Origin of the sequence: Salinimicrobium xinjiangense DSM 19287 (genome assembly GCF_000423585.1) — a bacterium.
GTDB classification, from domain to species: Bacteria; Bacteroidota; Bacteroidia; order Flavobacteriales; family Flavobacteriaceae; genus Salinimicrobium; species Salinimicrobium xinjiangense.
The window spans coordinates 184,553-201,653 of the sequence record NZ_KE384054.1; the positions used below are offsets into that span (position 1 = coordinate 184,553).

Annotated in this window: 15 protein-coding genes and 1 pseudogene; 4 read left to right on the forward strand and 12 right to left on the reverse strand. The window is 43.6% G+C overall.

All coding sequences use genetic code 11. From position 1 onward, the window contains the following. Window positions 1–7: 7 nt before the first annotated feature. Genes G564_RS0114040 through G564_RS19380 form a run of 7 tightly spaced genes read right to left on the reverse strand, consistent with a single transcriptional unit; the run spans window position 8 to window position 7,962 of the window. Window positions 8–2,374 carry a TonB-dependent receptor gene (locus tag G564_RS0114040; protein WP_084625648.1) on the reverse strand — a complete coding sequence of 789 codons (2,367 nt, stop codon included), beginning with the start codon at window positions 2,372–2,374 and terminating at the stop codon, window positions 8–10. After that, complete coding sequence (locus G564_RS19375) at window positions 2,371–2,766, reverse strand: transmembrane 220 family protein (RefSeq protein ID WP_051205496.1); 396 nt, start codon at window positions 2,764–2,766, stop codon at window positions 2,371–2,373. The genes G564_RS0114040 and G564_RS19375 overlap by 4 nt, the downstream gene beginning before the upstream one ends. A 20-nt stretch (window positions 2,767–2,786) precedes the next feature. Beyond that, window positions 2,787–3,158 (reverse strand): hypothetical protein, encoded by a 372-nt coding sequence (locus tag G564_RS0114050; protein WP_156879250.1) that lies wholly within the window; start codon window positions 3,156–3,158, stop codon window positions 2,787–2,789. A gap of 1 nt (window position 3,159) precedes the next feature. Further along, window positions 3,160–4,401 (reverse strand): hypothetical protein, encoded by a 1,242-nt coding sequence (locus G564_RS0114055; protein ID WP_029038217.1) that lies wholly within the window; start codon window positions 4,399–4,401, stop codon window positions 3,160–3,162. Continuing rightward, window positions 4,398–6,017 (reverse strand): DUF4396 domain-containing protein, encoded by a 1,620-nt coding sequence (locus G564_RS0114060; protein ID WP_029038218.1) that lies wholly within the window; start codon window positions 6,015–6,017, stop codon window positions 4,398–4,400. Before G564_RS0114060 ends, G564_RS0114055 begins: the two co-directional genes overlap by 4 nt. Window positions 6,018–6,026: 9 nt before the next feature. Then, complete coding sequence (locus G564_RS0114065) at window positions 6,027–6,365, reverse strand: hypothetical protein (RefSeq protein WP_029038219.1); 339 nt, start codon at window positions 6,363–6,365, stop codon at window positions 6,027–6,029. 1 nt (window position 6,366) lies between these two features. After that, on the reverse strand, window positions 6,367–7,962 hold the full coding sequence (locus G564_RS19380) for a hypothetical protein (RefSeq protein WP_156879251.1): 1,596 nt from the start codon (window positions 7,960–7,962) through the stop codon (window positions 6,367–6,369). 464 nt (window positions 7,963–8,426) lie between these two features. Between G564_RS19380 and G564_RS0114080 the strand changes: the two genes are divergently transcribed. From G564_RS0114080 to G564_RS0114090, 3 genes and pseudogenes are all read left to right on the forward strand, one after another. Then, window positions 8,427–9,749 carry an APC family permease gene (locus G564_RS0114080; RefSeq protein ID WP_037374067.1) on the forward strand — a complete coding sequence of 441 codons (1,323 nt, stop codon included), beginning with the start codon at window positions 8,427–8,429 and terminating at the stop codon, window positions 9,747–9,749. A gap of 310 nt (window positions 9,750–10,059) precedes the next feature. Then, window positions 10,060–10,233 (forward strand): hypothetical protein, encoded by a 174-nt coding sequence (locus G564_RS20730; RefSeq protein WP_245583698.1) that lies wholly within the window; start codon window positions 10,060–10,062, stop codon window positions 10,231–10,233. Between the two features lie 219 nt (window positions 10,234–10,452). Beyond that, a pseudogene (locus G564_RS0114090) lies at window positions 10,453–10,776 on the forward strand (heavy metal translocating P-type ATPase); the annotation flags it as partial. 121 nt (window positions 10,777–10,897) lie between these two features. On the opposite strand, the gene G564_RS0114095 reads toward G564_RS0114090, so the two are convergent. Continuing rightward, on the reverse strand, window positions 10,898–11,479 hold the full coding sequence (locus G564_RS0114095; protein WP_029038222.1) for a hypothetical protein: 582 nt from the start codon (window positions 11,477–11,479) through the stop codon (window positions 10,898–10,900). A 136-nt stretch (window positions 11,480–11,615) separates the two neighbouring features. On the opposite strand from G564_RS0114095, the gene G564_RS0114100 reads away from it, so the two are divergent. Beyond that, a complete protein-coding gene (locus G564_RS0114100) occupies window positions 11,616–12,569 on the forward strand; it encodes an NAD-dependent epimerase/dehydratase family protein (protein ID WP_029038223.1) in 954 nt (317 codons plus the stop codon). 67 nt (window positions 12,570–12,636) lie between these two features. On the opposite strand, the gene G564_RS0114105 is transcribed toward G564_RS0114100, so the two are convergent. The 4 genes from G564_RS0114105 to aspS all read right to left on the reverse strand — a co-directional run bounded on the left by G564_RS0114105 (window position 12,637) and on the right by aspS (window position 16,772). Beyond that, on the reverse strand, window positions 12,637–12,831 hold the full coding sequence (locus G564_RS0114105) for a cold-shock protein (protein ID WP_029038224.1): 195 nt from the start codon (window positions 12,829–12,831) through the stop codon (window positions 12,637–12,639). A gap of 102 nt (window positions 12,832–12,933) precedes the next feature. After that, on the reverse strand, window positions 12,934–13,185 hold the full coding sequence (locus G564_RS0114110; protein WP_029038225.1) for a hypothetical protein: 252 nt from the start codon (window positions 13,183–13,185) through the stop codon (window positions 12,934–12,936). Further along, window positions 13,182–14,975, reverse strand: a complete 1,794-nt coding sequence (locus G564_RS0114115) for a chloride channel protein (RefSeq protein WP_029038226.1) — start codon at window positions 14,973–14,975, stop codon at window positions 13,182–13,184. The genes G564_RS0114110 and G564_RS0114115 overlap by 4 nt, the downstream gene beginning before the upstream one ends. A gap of 42 nt (window positions 14,976–15,017) precedes the next feature. Then, a complete protein-coding gene (aspS, locus tag G564_RS0114120; RefSeq protein ID WP_029038227.1) occupies window positions 15,018–16,772 on the reverse strand; it encodes an aspartate--tRNA ligase in 1,755 nt (584 codons plus the stop codon). Between the last annotated feature and the right edge of the window lie 329 nt (window positions 16,773–17,101).

The window sequence follows — 17,101 nt, forward strand, 5'->3', positions numbered from 1 at the left end:
TACACCATCATATCTCGAATGATAAAGTCACTCCCAGGGTAGCAGGATTTCCAAGATGAACTGCACCAAAGTTATAGCCGTAGCTAATGTATTCTTTATCAAATATATTTCGGCCCCAGAGCATGAGCTTAATATCCCTGTAGGAGACGCCAATATTCCCATTGTACAGGCTGTACGGCTCCTGCCTTAGATTATTTGCCAGATCGAAATACTGTTCTCCCAGGTATTTCCATTCTGCACGAGCCGTGAATTCCCAGTTTTCATTCAGTCCCAGGTTTGATTTGTATTGCAGAGCGAGCATTGAAGTTACTTCCGGAGTATAGATCTGCTTGTTATCTTCAAGATTAACTTCTTCGCCATCCTGCGCAATGAGGAGGGATTCATAGCCGGCGTCTGTGTAACCCAAATCATAACTGAGTTCGAGGCCGGGGGTCAATAATGCTTTCAGCTCTACCTCCAGGCCTTTACTGGTTAACTTTCCGGTGTTTCGTGTGACGATAACTCCATCGGGTATTACTAAAGTCGGCACTTGTACATCGGTCACTTCCGTGTAAAAAACAGTGGCATTCACCAGCAGCTTATTCTCCAAAAATGAGTTTTTAGTGCCTATTTCATAGTTGTTGCTGAATTCCGGTTTATATTCGTACAGAGGTGGCTGCGTGGGATCTGCACTCAACGGAGTTAATCCTCCCGCCCTGAAACCGCGACTGTAGGTAAGGAAGACGAGGTTTTCTTCTGAAAGATCATACGTGAGCCCGGCTTTAGGCGAGAAGGCATTGAAGGTGGCGGTGGCAGTAGTGTCCGGCTGATATTCGAACATTGGTTCAGTATCAGAGTCCCTCTGGTATTCTCCAAGTACAGACTGCCTCTTATATTCGTGGTCATACCTTAAACCGGCAATCAGACCCAGTTTGTCTGTAACCTGATAATTCAGCTGCCCAAAAAAAGCAATTCCTTTTCCCGTTGCCTCAGTTGTATTGATAAGTGAAAAGTTAGTTTCCTCGGATCCCAGTAAGCCGGCATCCTCCCCAAAATGGGTGGCCTGTTTCACCGGACTTTCCTGATAGAACATGTAAGTTCCCGCAGTCCATTCAAGATCTCTGCCGGGTCCGCGGGGAGAGGAAAGTCTAAATTCCTGTGTCACAACTTCCACCGTATTCCAGTCATTTCCATAGTCATTGATGATCGATATCGCGTCCAGAGGGGAGAAGTCTGCATCAATAGGATTTTCGTAATACCTGTAATTGTGTTGATAGGCAGTCTGTGAACTGAAGTTGAGGTTTTGCCCTTTATGATCAATTACCAGAGAAGTATTGAAGGTGTTATCCTTCATTGTTGAAAGCTGGTTCTGGTTGAGGGTGTAAGGATTTTCCAGCGCGGCCTCGATTCCCATGTTCAAGGGGAAAGCTCCTTCATTTTCGGCTGTAAAATGTTTAAGGTTTAAGGTGGCATTCCAGGTAGGGCTAAACAGGTACTTCAGGTAGTAATTTCCGGAGAAATTTTCCTGGTCATCATAAGTGGAACCGGTGAATTCATTGGTATAAAAACCTTCTCTTTCCTCATACAATCCTGCTGCACCAAAAAACAGTTTCTCTCCTAAAGGGGTTCTTATTCCTCCTATGTACCGCTGTTGGGTATAATTGCCCCGGGTAGCTTCTCCAAATACAGTTGTTTCCTTTTGGGGCTCCCGGGTTATAATGTTGATCACACCACCCATAGCGTTTCTTCCGTAAAGCGTTCCCTGCGGTCCACGCAACACTTCTATTCTTTCAATATCAAATAGCTGGGTGATATAGGTATCCAGGTTGTATTGATTCACACCGTCTATATAAGTTGCAATGGCAGGATCGTAGGAGGTAGTAACAATTCCTCTGATAGAGGTCACGGTTCTTCTATCCCCCGGATCACTGGCGTATAGATTCGGAGAAACAGCGGTGAGATCATTTGAATTCTGGATCTGGCTCTGCTTTACATTTTCATAGGACAGGCTTGTAATACTCAACGGGATTTCCTGGATTAGCTCTTCTCTTTTCTGAGCGGTTACAACTACTTCCTTTAAACGCTCCCCTTCCGAAGAGAGAAGAATTTCCAGTTCAACTACTTCCGCATTAATATTGACAATGCGGGTCGTTTCTGAATATCCGCGTTTGCTTACACTAAGAATGTAAGAACCATAAGGCACTGCCGGAAATGAAAAAATTCCGTCTCCCGAAGTTTTGGTTTGGTAGGAGGAATTCAGCAGGTTGATCTGTACATTTTCAAGCGGTTCTGCCGATTCTGAAAGAACTTTTCCTGTTAGGCGCCCCCTTTCCTGTGCGCCTGCAGTCATGGAAAAAAGCGAAAGAACTATGCTGAAGAGTAGACAATATTTCATTGGGTTGCATTTAGATTCGGCTGATTTTTATTTTTTCGAAAGATCAGGTTTAATAAAAGGGCGAAACTGAGGATGAGTAGCCCAAAAAATTCCCGGGTGGATTCGACCCATGGTTTTTCCTCTGACATTGATCCGGTAATATTTTCAGCATCATGCTCAGTTATCCAGGAGAGTACTCCATCAGGTACAAAGAAAAGGTACAGCGCATAGGTAAGGAAGATGAGGATGCCGGCATAGTGCAGAACTATATGGTCTTTTCCCAGTAAAGCAAGCAGGCAAACAAGAGCTCCATAGCCGTAGATAGCCATCCACAGGAGAGGGTCCGGATCATTATATTGTATAACGGCAGAGATAGTGAAGATGACTACAAAAAATGCATTAAGGAGTTTCACTTTTTGCTATTTAGGATAAGCTAACTTTTTTCAGGTTGGTGGTTTTGATTCTCATCTCTGTGCCGGGATGATAAACGGAACATCTTTCGCATTCCGAGAATAGCTCCAAGCAATCCGCCTACACCACTTCCCACCACGAAGCCGAAGAAAGCTCCCGGTCCGCGATTTCCTGCCGACATTTGTCCCAGGCCAACTACTGCCCAGCTACCATCGGCGATCATCCAGGCCAGAAATGCCATGATCAATCCTCCAATGATAGCGCCAGCGACCGCAAAAGTGAATATCGAAGGGTGATAAAAGAGGTTTCCATGTGGATCTCTGTCTGTGGTCTCCAGCACAAGGTCCGGTGCCGGTTTTTTGGAGGGAGAATGGTTTTTCTTTTCGTGTTCCATGTCAGTCTTTTTTTTCCTGAAGTATAGGGGCATCCGGTAAATAACTGCTGGTGTCAACGGGGACATCAAAAGGAGAGAGTAACCGATCTACAGATTGTTGTGTGGCAATGTTAACTGAAGTTGTATCCCCTATGATCCAGGCAAAGTTCAGAATTGTTTCCTGCGGCCCGGTTTTAAATGGTTTTACCATATTTAAATAATCTGCTGTAGCCTTAGGTACGCTGTCCGCTTTTACAAAAAGTATGGGTCCATGTTTTCCCATATGGCCCAAAACAGCTGCAGGTATCATGTACAGGACATCATCGGGATTTCCAATGATATAGTTATGGCCGGCCTGTGCAATTCCCCAACCCCACGACCTGGGTGTCCAGTCCCACCACCAGCCCCAGTTACGGCCAAAATCTTTATAACCGGCATTCACGGTATTGGATGCAAAAACGGTTTTTCCTGCTACTCTTCGCACGAGACCATACTCTCCTAATTGCCGTGCTACTTTGTCTGAGATCACATCTGGTCCGCCGGTGAGATACATGAAAGAACCATGATCTCCATATCTTCTTTTAAGGATGTCTTTTGTGGCCTGAGGAATTGAATCCCGGTACACCCAGGCGAAGCCTTTTCCCATATGTGCATTCCAACCCATAGCTCCCATACCATGCTGTATCCCCTCGGGGTGATCTATGGCCGAGATGACCACTTCATCGGGATGGTCGGCTTTCAAAGCCGCCTGCCACCTGTCAAGCACAGAGGCAAGTTTAACAGGGTCTTCTTCATAAAATGTGCGTACCCTGTAAGCCAGGATGTCTCTGATCTTTTTTACCTGGTCTTCCGGAACATTGACGGCATATACATCTGTTCGCTCATCCTGTAGTACACCATCGGGTTTTAGGCGTTTCATCTCCCGAAGGGTCTGCTCTGAAATAGTGTTGTCTTCTGAAAGGAATAACATTGGCGCATTTACCGGCATGTGGGTAATGCGGTGCATAGCTGTAAAAGCGATATGTTCGTCCTGGGGAACTAAAATAATGGCACCAACTGCATTATCTTCCCTGGTGGCCGGATAGACAGTTTGAGTTAAGAGAATTGCCTGTTCTTCAGGATTACTTCCGGGTAAGCGAACGGTATAAGCCGTGGCCGTAGCTTCCTGTTGTAAGGGATGGCTGCCACCACCGGGTCCTCCTTCGGTTTTTCCGCAGGAGATCACCAGAATTCCCAGTAGTATGTTACAGATATACTTTATCATACATTTCCCGGTTTTAAATGTTTTTTAATTAACAGCCAGTTTATTGGCCACGCAATCAGAAATCCTACAAAGGATGCAAGCCACATACTGGCGAACCACAGCACATCATCTTCCTTGGGCATCATGGGGATCTTGTTCATGAGCATGTACCAGGATGTGGTCATCATTCCTAAACTCACCGCCAGCATACTGAGGGCAGTGGTGATCAATGCCATTTTAGACAATTGTTTATTGGACATTTCCGGCATCATGCTCTTTTTCATAGGATACTGAACCAGAAGCCAGGCTATTAGAACTGCAAAAACATACATGGCGATCATCATGATGGGCATACCGGCTCCCAGCCAAAAGAAGGGTCCTTCCATACCCTCCCCGAAGAAAAGAGGGAAACCGAACCAGACCAGGATAAATCCTACTACAATCATCAAATTAGCTCCATAACCAAATCCCATTGCGGTCGCTGTGGCACTTTGCTGATTATGGGACCTGATCCATCTCCAGTCTCCTTTTTCCACTTCTTTAGCGGGTCTTCTGTAGGAGTTAATATAGAGTACGGGTCCCAGAATTGGTAATAGTAGGGAAGCAAGCGCCCAGGAAATCTTTATCGGCATTTTTACCATAGGTAGGGTGTACATTGAATGAATCCATACAAAAAGGGCTGAGGCAATACCCCAAATCACTAATATTAGTAATAAAGCTTCGAGGTCCCCTAAAGCTACAGGACCCATGCTGGCATATTCTGCTTTTTCAATGGCAAAATCGAGACGTCCCTGGGCAGCATAACTAATTCGGTTACTTACGATCCAAAAATGACGGAAGGGACCTTCAGAAGGAGTGACAAACCAGTCGGGTCTTTGGGCGAAGGCGTAGCGGTCCAGCTCTCCGGATATTCCACCATCTTCTTCAGCATAGAGAAGGGTGGCGTTATTGCTACGGGCGTAGGTAATAGCTGCTAATCCAAGTAAGGCGTCGTCCGGGATGGTAAGTACATAATGAAAGTATCCGTTGTTCCGGTTCACTTCCCGGCCCCACCCGAATTCCGCTTCTTCATCACGATACTCAGCCAATTTTAAAGCCAGGTGTTGAGGTGAGTTGGCTGTAATTCTTTCTGCCTCTTTTAGTTCCTCCAGATTTGGAATTTCATCCCCCGAACCTATGATAAATATCTTTTTGTCATTCAGGGACTGTGTATTTCCGGAGAGTTTTCCATTCTCATAGAATAATACAGGAGAGCCATTAAAATAAGCGTAGTAAAGTGCCGGAAGGGCCCATTTAAGAGCTTCTTTTCCTCCCCCGGGGACAACGACCACATTTTTTGCTTCAGGATCAACTTTTAAAGATTGGATAAAAAATTCCTGCCAGTTCTTTTCAGAAGGTGACATAGCTGCTGTTTTAGCCTCTTCATAGGGAATGGCCGTCTGGAGATATGCATGAAGATCTGCAGCGCCGGCATTTACCAGCCTGGTCACATTTTTGGTATGAGCCATTAGTCTACCTTCCTCAGCACCCGATTCGGCCCACGGAGAGACCTCCAATTCTTCCTTAATAAGGTTGGTTAGTCCAAAGCCGAGAACGAAGACGACAATAAAAGCTACTATAGGATAGGTCCACTTCATAGAAATGTATTATGGTAGTACATAAGTTAATAACCAGAAAAAACCGAACAAGCCGATTAGCCCGTAAACCATGGCAAGGGCTTTTTTTGTGCCGGTACCTCTCTTGCCGAACAGGATTAAAAGGCCGGGTATCAATGCTATTGCAAAAATGACCAGGATGTTATAATGTTTTTCCACATTTTCTGTGGCCAGTGCGTAAATGATAAGGGCGACTACTCCCAGAATCACCATAATTAAATGTATCATCCAGGTCATCTTTGGTACTTTCATGTTCATGCTGAGGTGGGTAAAGGCCATAAAGCCAAATATCACTCCGATGAACAGTAAGATCGTAGCTGTGATTTCCATTTTATTTCTTGCTTATTTTCCAGATCACACCAGTAAAGGGATGGGCGTTCATTCCTGTATCGTCAAATTCAACAACTCCAAAATCCACTATGTATAAGTTACCATCTTTATCCCATTCCAGCTGAATTGGTCTTTCCAGACCACCTCCTTTATCAGCCGAGGCCGGTAAACCTGATTTGTTATAGATGAAATCTGTAGCTTCTCCTGAAGACAGGTTTACCTGCTGTACCTTGAAGCCGGGCCAGTTGTACTGCACATCTTCGGGGGCTTCAGATTCAGGTGGCATTCCCGGAGGCCGGTGGGGATGAAATTTCTCACCCTTGAATTCGGGAACTATGGAACCGAATTCGGCAACCAGAATGTCATTTTCAGGGATATTCAAATTTCCGCGACCAAAGACCATTCCCTGTGTTGCCGCATGAGGTGAGATCCTGACCAAAGGTTGTCTGGGTTTGTCTTTCCCTTTAAGTAGTTTTTTGTGGGTCTCAGGTGTAAGAACAAATTCCCACTTTTCTTTTTTCCCCCTGAAGCGGTCATCTGTAATTGGAATACCACTATAGAAGTCGGGCCACCCATACCATTCGCCTTCAACAACTTCGTAAATGGTTTCCCAATCAAAGAAAAGCCCGCGTGGCGGCATTGGGTTCGCACTGTTCATAGTAGTGATCAATCTGCCATCAGGGCTAAACCGGTACCCGAAGCTGCTGCGCAATCCCCAGGCGATTCTCTTTATTTCTGAACCATCCAGATTGCTTTCATAGAAAGCCCCATTGGCAATTTTTTCACCCGGAATCACCTGTCCGGCTGTGGTAGTATCGCCCAGGGCCGAATATGCGCCGGTTCTAACCGAATCGGCTTCTGTAAGCTTAATTTTAGAGGTGGGGACCCAGAAATTCTGGCCGGTAAGCGTAACATCTTCACCGGGGATCTCCCGGGCTTCAGGTTTATTGAATTCGTCGATGACCATGACGAAATGTTCTTCAATTACCCCGCTGTTCCCCTGGGTAGACAGGAACCAGTACATCTTATCATCTTTGAATATGGGTTTTGCATTGAGGAATTCCCCCCAGGAAGGGAGGCCGTTTATAATGGTTTCAAATTCACGGTTTTCCGGTTTTAACACGGAATATCTGCTTCGGTGAGAAATATATAGATTGCCTTTGTAGAATGTAACGCCGGTGACCGGTGGGATAAGCCCCTCTTCCATGTCTTCGGAAGAAGCTTCTTCCTTAATCTCGGTCATAGGAACCACCTGGTCGAAAAAGACCTGAAGTTTTTTATTTGGTCCACCCATGAGGATGCGGGCTTCGGGAGCGCGTGCCGGTTTAGTTCCGTAGGTATGGCCGCCGGCTTCAGCTATGTAGTAGTTTCCGTCTTCGTCAAAAGTGATGTCTACAGGATAGGTGAGGCCTTTTTCAATTGCTTCGATCTTGTAACCTTCCGGCACGACAATATCTGATGCATTGACATTTCTCTGGACAGGCTGTGATACCTCAGATACGATTTCCTCTTCGTCACCTCGCTCTTCTTCAGCATTTTTACAGGAAAATATCAAGAAAAGAAGAATGAGGAAATATTGGAAAGATATCTTCATCATCTAAAAGGGTTAGTTAACTACTTAAAGGTAGGGACGAAGCAGAAGCTGCACAAACGCCTTAACAGGCTTTCACAGAAGATTATGAAATTTTTTAGAAATGTGGACATCAGAGTGAGGGCTGTCAGAAATGAAGTTGGAAAATGGTTTTTGGACTCATTGGGAATTTTCTAAGCCAGACTCCCATGTTATGCAAAGATTCCGAAAAGAATAATAAAAAAAAGCGAAAGCCTTTTCCCGTAGGAAAACCATCAGCAAATCAGAATGCCAAAATTAGAAATAAGAAAATAGAATTGCTTTTTGAAATTAGAGTCAGAACAACTCTAAACAAAGAGGTGGTGCTTTTACAATTTCCTTAATAAAAAAGTTGATCACTAATTGTAACTTCGAAATCGATGAGAGGAATTCCAGTTCTTTTCTGCTCCCTTTTACGGATTTCGACGGTAAAAATCATAATATTTTTTAGAATGAACGATTATAAGGAAAACAGCTTAAGTCTTGGCAATGCAGTAGCCATGGGAACAGGTGTTATGATAGGTGCCGGTATTTTTGCTTTACTAGGTCAGGTGGCCGAACTCTCCGGGGAATATTTTGCCCTTTCTTTTGTAGTAGGGGGGGTAATCTCAGGTTTTAGCGCTTATTCCTATGTCAAAATGGCCAAGGCCTACCCCTCGGCAGGGGGTATTGCTATGTTTCTGCAAAAGGCTTACGGAAAGGGAACGATCACGGCTTCCGCAGCACTTTTGATGGCTTTTTCTATGATCCTAAACGAAAGTCTTGTGGCGAGGACCTTTGGCTCGTATGCAATGCAGCTATTCGATGGTGGCGAAGACAGTTTTTGGGTGCCGGTATTAGCTGTGGCTCTTTTGGTAACAGCATTTATCATTAACATTTTAGGAAATAAGGTTATAGGTAGAACTGCAATGACTACTGCTGCAATAAAGATTGGAGGAATCCTGATTTTTGCAATTGGAGCACTTTGGGCCGCAGATTTTGCCGTCGGCTCGGCCTTACCCTCTTCTGCGCCCACTAATTCCTTTACCGATTATATTGCTTCTTTAGCACTTTCCATTCTGGCATACAAAGGCTTTACGACCATCACCAATAGTGGAGGTGAAATTGTGAATCCGAAGAAAAATATCGGGAAAGCGATTATTTATTCGCTGATAATATGCGGAATAGTATACTTTCTGACTGCATTAGCCGTGGGTGCTAATTTAGAGATATCAGAAATCATAAAAGCCAAAGATTACTCCCTGGCCGAAGCTGCGAGGCCGCTATTTGGCTCCTGGGGGCTTTATTTTACGGTAGGAATAGCGCTGGTGGCAACAATTACAGGAGTGATATTCAGTGTTTTTGCCGTATCTCGAATGACGGCTATGCTGACCAACATGAAGCTGGTGCCACATTCTCATTTCGGAATGAAAGGTAATATTCAGCAGCATATGTTGGTTTATGTTATTGTACTTTCAATCGCCTTGACCGTTCTTTTTGACCTCTCGGGAATTGCGGCAATGGGTGCCATTTTTTACCTGATCATGGATATGATCATCCACGTGGGAGTCTTAAATCGAATGAGGGAAGAGGTGCAGGCGAACCGGTTCGTGGTGATAATTGCTATTGTACTTGATGCTGTGGTGCTAACAGGATTTGTGTGGGTAAAATTACAAACCAACCTCACCGTGATCCTTGTATCTTTAGCGCTCATCCTGATCACGTTTGTTGGAGAAAAATTCTTCTTAAAGGGAAGGCAGGAGACAGATGGGGAGGAAAATAGATCCGGTCATTGAAATTGAAAACAGGAAAATATTTTCCCGAACCATCTCCAAAAAATTAACCTGAAGACTTTAAGCCTTCAGGTTTAGTTTGTTGCTAATAGTCAAGTACAAATACCCACAAATTTCTCCCGTTTTTAGTATCAATTCTTAATGAGATCTACAATATAATAGCAGCTTCTATAAGCTCCTGCTAATTACATTTCATTTAATCAAGACTTTCTGGAGCTAAAAATCTTTAAAATCAAGGCTATCAACCATTAATGTTCATTCCCCTACAAGAAAGGTCGACATATCTAAGACGCAACTGGTAAATCCAGAAATTATGGAACATCAAGACAAGCACAGGGAGGAACCGAAAAATTCAGCCAAGCAGAAAGCTATAGAGGAGGAATCCAGTCTCAAGGATGATCTGGTCGAAAAAACAAAAAATAGCCATGATGAAGCAATGGATAAACACAAGCATTCTGGCCATGGTTCGGGACACGGGGAAATATGACATGACCATCATAAAATGATGATTGCAGATTTCAGAAAGCGTTTCTGGGTGACATTAATATTAACCATCCTCTTCCTCTCCCCAATGATCCAGGATTTCTTTGGATACGAATATCTTTTGCCGGGGAATAAATACATTCTTTTTGCCCTCTCCACCGTCGTTTATTTCTATGGAGACTGGCCATTTTTGAAAGGTTTCTTCTCTGAGATCAAAAAAGGAGCGCCAGGGAATGTGGGTATTGCCGTTGGTTCTGGCACAGATGTGGCCGCAGAAACCGCCGATATCATCCTGGTCAATAGTAACCCACAGGACATTGCCAATTTTATTCTTTTAGGAAAAGCTACCTATGATAAAATGATCCAGAACCTGGTACGGGCAACCGGATATAATGTTGTTGCCATTCCGTTGGCTGCCGGAGTTCTGTATTCCACCGGTTTTGTTTTAGGCCCTGCGGTTGGCGCTGTGTTGATGAGCCTGAGTACAGTTATAGTTGCCATTAATGCTCAGTTACTAAGAGGAAAAATGGGAAATAACAAGAAATAAACATTAGAATCGCTTTTTTAATGCCCCGGCCAATTAAAACGACTCAGGATTGGATATATTAAGTTGAATACCAGGAGCTAAGTCTGGAGCGTTATCACTGCTGCTAAAACCGGTAGCAACTTTAAATTCTGTCCCCTTCTCTGAACAGCGGAATAGTCCCCGTAGAGTCGGGTTCAAGAGATTCTTCAAATGCTTCATCAAGTTCCATTTCAAAATTCTCGGGTGTTTTAAGAAACAGTTCATTGAGCTGAAGTTTGAAATTTTCAAACTCAATAACAAGGTCTTCTGCAGTTTCAAAAATTTCGTCGGGGTTCTTTTCTTTTTTATTTGAAAGCTGGTGTAAAACATGGGCTTTCGTAAGAAGTACATTGGTTCGGGATTCAACAGCGGGGCTGCGCAGGGTATCGGGCATAGTGGATTTTAAAGACTCCATGATCTGCATGAGATTGTTGGAAATATCCATGATCTCGGCTCCTGTTCTGTTGGAAAGCCGCTGTACTTCATCCTGGGCGGTAACATAAGCCAGCCAGGAACTTACAATCTCCCGGGCTTGTGGCATTAAGGTGACTCTCTTGTTCACGGATACTTGAAGTGAATCCGAAAATGAGGTTTTTCTTTGCACCTGTTCCCTTTGTGGCTCAGTTTTCTGTTCATCACAAGAGATCATTAAGCTAAGGACAAAAAGGAGAAGTATTTTTTTCATTTTTTAAAGGTATACTTTTGATACAGAAATTTAAACGACAGACAGAGATCTTGAAATAAACAGATCATTTAAGACTGTGAAATTCCTCATCTTTCCTGAATTAAATATCTTTGCTTCTACTAAAACAGAAACTTTTATGGCTTCAAAGATATTGATAATTGGCGCATGCGGACAAATAGGAACAGAACTTACAACGGCCCTGCGTGAAAAAGTGGGTAATAATAATGTAATCGCGAGTGACATACGGGAAGGAGATGAGGAACTTATGGCCTCCGGCCCCTTTGAAATTCTGGATGCCACCAATTTTGAGCAGGTGGAAGGAGTGATTGAAAAACACGATATTAATGAAGTCTATTTAATGGCAGCAATGCTGAGTGCCACAGCCGAAAAATTTCCTATGAAAGGCTGGGAACTCAATATGAACTCTCTTTTTCATGTACTGAATATTGCCAAAGCAGGAAAGATCCAAAAGGTTTTCTGGCCTTCAAGTATCGCGGTCTTTGGGCCCACCACGCCAAAACTTGACACGCCGCAGCAAACAGTAATGGAACCTTCTACGGTTTATGGAATAAGCAAGCAGGCGGGAGAGCGCTGGTGTGAGTATTACTACAAAAAATTTGGAGTTGATGTGAGAAGTATCCGATACCCCGGATTGATCAGTTACAAAACCCTTCCGGGAGGGGGAACAACAGATTATGCAGTAGAGATCTATCATGAGGCGCTGAAAACAGGAAAATATACCTCCTTTTTAAAAGAGGATACCGAGCTGCCAATGATGTTTATGGATGACGCCATTAGAGCTACTATTTCTTTAATGGAAGCACCTGCAGAAAAGGTAAAAGTGCGTTCTTCCTATAATCTTTCAGCCTTAAACTTTACACCTAAAACTCTTGCTGCCTCAATTAGAAAACATATTCCTGAATTTGAGATCTCCTATGCACCCGACTTCCGGCAGGAGATCGCCGATTCGTGGCCGTCAAGTATAGATGATTCCCACGCACGGGAAGATTGGGGATGGCAACATGAATACGATCTGGAAAAAATGACTTCCGAAATGCTGGAAGGTATCCGGGAGGTACATCACGTATAATAACAGGTACAAAAAAAATGTCCTGCACATCGTGCAGGACATTTAATGAAATAAACTAATGCTATAATTAGTTGATCACACGCACTTGAGCTGCGGTCAATCCTTTTCTTCCTTCTTCTTCAACGTATTCAACTTTGTCACCTTCATTAAGTGTTTCACCATTTAATCCGGTAACGTGAACGAAGATGTCTCTTCCTGTTTCATCGTTGGTAATGAATCCATAACCTTTTGATTCATTGAAAAATTTAACTGTACCTTCCATTGTAAAAAAAATAATAATTAATAAAGTACAAACATAATCTAATAATTGAAACAGGGAATAATGAAAGTGTTATTTATTTCTAAAAATTTTATTTTCTGGTAGTTACCGCTCATTCCGGTCCCTCATTTTTTTCAAATTTTCATCCGATAGAGTGTAATCTTTTAATTTTTTACCCCTCCATCGAAGCACCAGAAACATGGGTAATAAGATAAACACAGAGGCAAGAACAGATAAGCCGATAATCCTATCTCCTAAAGCCTCGTCTTTCTCCACCTGCATTATGTATAATCCTATAAGAATAGCTATGGCAATAAGAATGGCTACAATTTTCGTTAAAGTGGCTAATATTTTCATACTGTTACATCTATTAATTTTTGCCTGTAGGCGGTTAAAAGCTTTGATTTAGATACAAAACCAATATACTTATCTTCTTTTACAACCGGCAAATTCCAGGCCGTAGTTTGTTGAAATTTATTCATGATCTGGTTCATCCGGTCTCTTTCCAGGTGAATTATCTCAGGCGCCGCCTGCATAATATCACTTACTTTTACTTCCTCATATAAGTTCTGCTGAAACATGATGGGTCTCAGGTCGTCGAGCAGGATGATTCCTTTAAAAATATTTTCATCGTCGACCACCGGAAAAATATTTCGTGAGGATTTTACCACCCCTTCCTTTATTACTTCTCCCAAAGTCATATTGATATTAAGAGGAATGAAATTCTTTTCGATCACCTGGTTAATGTTAAGCAGGGTAAGTACAGTCTGATCCTTATTGTGGGTAATCAATTCCCCTCTTGAAGCAAGATCCATCGTATAAACAGAATGCGACTGCACCTGGTTGGTTATTGCAAAAGAAATAGCTGCAGTGATCATTAGCGGGACAAAAAGTTCATAACCCCTGGTTAATTCGGCTATAAGGAAAATTGCGGTGAGAGGGGCGTGCATAATTCCGGCCATTAGTCCGGCCATGCCTACCAGTGTAAAGTTACTTACCGAAAGCGGAGTCTTCAGGATGCCCAAATGATTGAATATCAACGCGAAGCAATGTCCCATGGCGCTTCCCATGAATAGTACCGGCGCGAAAATTCCTCCTACACCTCCTGCGCCAATGGTGAAAGCCGTGGCAATAATTTTAAAAATAACCAGTCCGGCCAAAAGGGCAACAACCACCCAGATATTGTCCAGGTATGCGTTAAATAAGTTGCTCCCAAGTGCTTCAAGATAATTTCCTTCCAGGAGGTTGTTGATCACGTCATAGCCTTCCCCGTATAAGGGCGGAATAAAGAAAACCAATATTCCCAACCCGGCACCACCTACGAGCAATCTAAACAGGGGATTTCCCAATTGTTCGAATCTTCCGGTAAGTCTAAAGTAGATTTTGGTGAAATAAATAGAACAAACTGAAGCTACAACCCCCAGTAAAATATAAAAAGGAACCTCGGTTATGTCAAATTCATCTGTGAGGGTATAATGTAGTATAATATCGTTTCCGAAGAAAAAATATGAGGTAAGAATGGCCGAAACAGATGCCAGCAACAGCGGGATCATCGATACCAGGGTGAGGTCCAGCGCAAAGATCTCGATAGCAAAAATAATAGCCGCAATGGGGGCTTTGAATAAAGATGACATTGCTCCCGCAGCAGCACAACCAATCAGCAGCGTCCTTGTCGCCTGATTCATTTTAAAGATCCGCGACAGGTTGGAACTTATTGCTGCTCCCGTGGCAACAGTGGGAGCCTCCAACCCCACAGATCCTCCAAAACCAACCGTTACGGGTGCTGTTAACAGGGAAGCATAGGACTGAAATTTTTGCATAAGTCCCTTTCTCTGCGAAATAGCATAAAGAGTTGTGGGAATACCGTTCCCTACCTTGTTTCTAATCCCAAATCTTATTATAAGGAAAGTGAGAGCCAGTCCCATTAATGGAAAGATGAAATAGAAAGCATCATGGTAATTCACAATGAGCTCTCCTTCAAGCAACATTTGTATGAATGCGGTAATATTCTTTATTACCACAGCCACAAGTCCTGCGAGAAAGCCAATGATCGCAGCCAGCACCATTAAAAACTGCTGATGTGAGACGTATTTGGTCCTCCAGACTAAAAACCTGAGCAATAATGGATTTCTCTTAATACCCGGCATAGTTGGATTTGATAAAAAATCCTGCAGTTGCAGGATTTTATTTTATTTTTCTGTTGTAAGCTTTAAATTTAATTCTTTGAGCTGATCTTCACCAATTTTTGCCGGAGCATCTATCATTACGTCTCTTCCGGAATTGTTCTTCGGAAATGCAATGTAATCACGAATAGTCTCCTGTCCTCCAAGAATGGCTACCAATCTATCGAACCCAAAAGCAATTCCTCCGTGTGGAGGTGCTCCATACTGGAAGGCATCCATTAAGAACCCAAACTGGGCTTTGGCTTCTTCGGGAGTGAAACCAAGATGATCGAACATCATGGCCTGAGTGCCTTTATCGTGGATCCTTATAGAACCCCCGCCAATTTCATTTCCGTTCAACACCAGGTCATAGGCGTTGGCACGAACGTTTCCGGGATCTGTATCAAGTAACTTAATATCTTCAGGTTTTGGGGAGGTGAAGGGGTGGTGCATCGCGTGGTAGCGATTGGTTTCTTCATCCCACTCTAAAAGAGGAAAATCAACCACCCATAAAGGTGCGAATTCATCTGCCTTTCTAAGTCCCAGTTCATTTCCAAGATGCATGCGCAGTACACTTAACTGAGTGCGGGTTTTTTGAGCATCGCCGGCCATCACAAGAATAAGATCTCCGGGTTTGGCTCCTGTTCTTTCTGCCCATGCTCCTAAATCTACTTCTGAATAGAATTTATCTACAGAAGATTTAAGGCTGCCGTCTTCATTGAATTTTACCCAAACCAAACCGTTGGCACCAATTTGCGGACGCTTAACCCACTCGATCAATTTATCTAACTCTTTTCTAGTATAGGAGGCAGCACCGGGAACAGCGATTCCCACTACCAGTTCCTGTTGATCAAAAACATTGAAGCCTTTGTCTTTTGCAAGGTCATTTAATTCCCCGAACTCCATTCCAAAGCGAATGTCGGGTTTATCATTTCCATACTTCTGCATGGCTTCAGCATAGGTCATGCGTGGGAATTCAGTCACGTCAACACCTTTTACGGCTTTGATAAGGTGACGGGTGAAATCTTCAAAAGTGTTTAGTATATCTTCCTGCTCTACGAAAGCCATTTCGCAGTCGATCTGGGTGAATTCCGGCTGACGGTCAGCACGCAGATCTTCATCCCTGAAGCACTTTACGATCTGGAAATATTTGTCCATTCCGCCAACCATGAGCAGCTGCTTAAAGGTCTGCGGCGATTGTGGCAGCGCATAGAACTGTCCTTCGTTCATTCGGCTTGGCACCACGAAATCGCGGGCACCTTCGGGCGTGGATTTTATCAATACAGGAGTTTCCACCTCGATAAATCCTTTTTCTGAAAGGAATTTTCTCACCTCCATAGCCACTTTGCTTCGGAAGATCAGCTTATTCTTCACCGGATTCCGGCGGATATCAAGGTAGCGGTATTTCATGCGCAGGTCTTCCCCGCCATCGGTTTCATCTTCAATAGTGAACGGCGGAAGTTGCGCTGCGTTTAGAACTTTAAATTCAGAAACCAGGATCTCCACGTCTCCTGTTGGCATGTTCGGGTTCTTCGATTCTCTCTCGATCACTTCTCCCGAAACCTGGATCACGAATTCCCGGCCCAGTTGGGAAGCTTTTTCCATCATTTCCTTTGGCGTGCGCTCCTCATCAAAGATCAGCTGCGTAAGTCCGTATCGATCGCGTAGATCGACCCATACCATAAAGCCTTTGTCCCTGATCTTCTGCACCCATCCGGAAAGTGTTACTTGCTTTCCTTTATCTTCTAATCTTAATTCCCCGCAGGTATGGCTTCTGTACATAGTATTCTGATCTTTTAAAGGAGCAAAAATAAGAAGATATAGCGGATTGAAGAGATTTTGGGTAAAGTTAATGATGAAAAACAGAATTCAGCCGGAGAGAGGTGTCAAAAAGGTCATTCTTGGGAACCACCAATAATGGAAGCATCAAATTCCAATGTCCAAATTCCAAGGCGCGGTGGATATCTTTTCCCGCTGATTTCGCGGATATTCGCAGATCTTCAATGAGAATGTTGGCGCGGATTTGTAATCCGTGATATAGAAACGTCTCATCTTTCTGCCGTCCCTACAGGACTCTTGACGATTATGTACTTTATTTCTACCGATCTTTT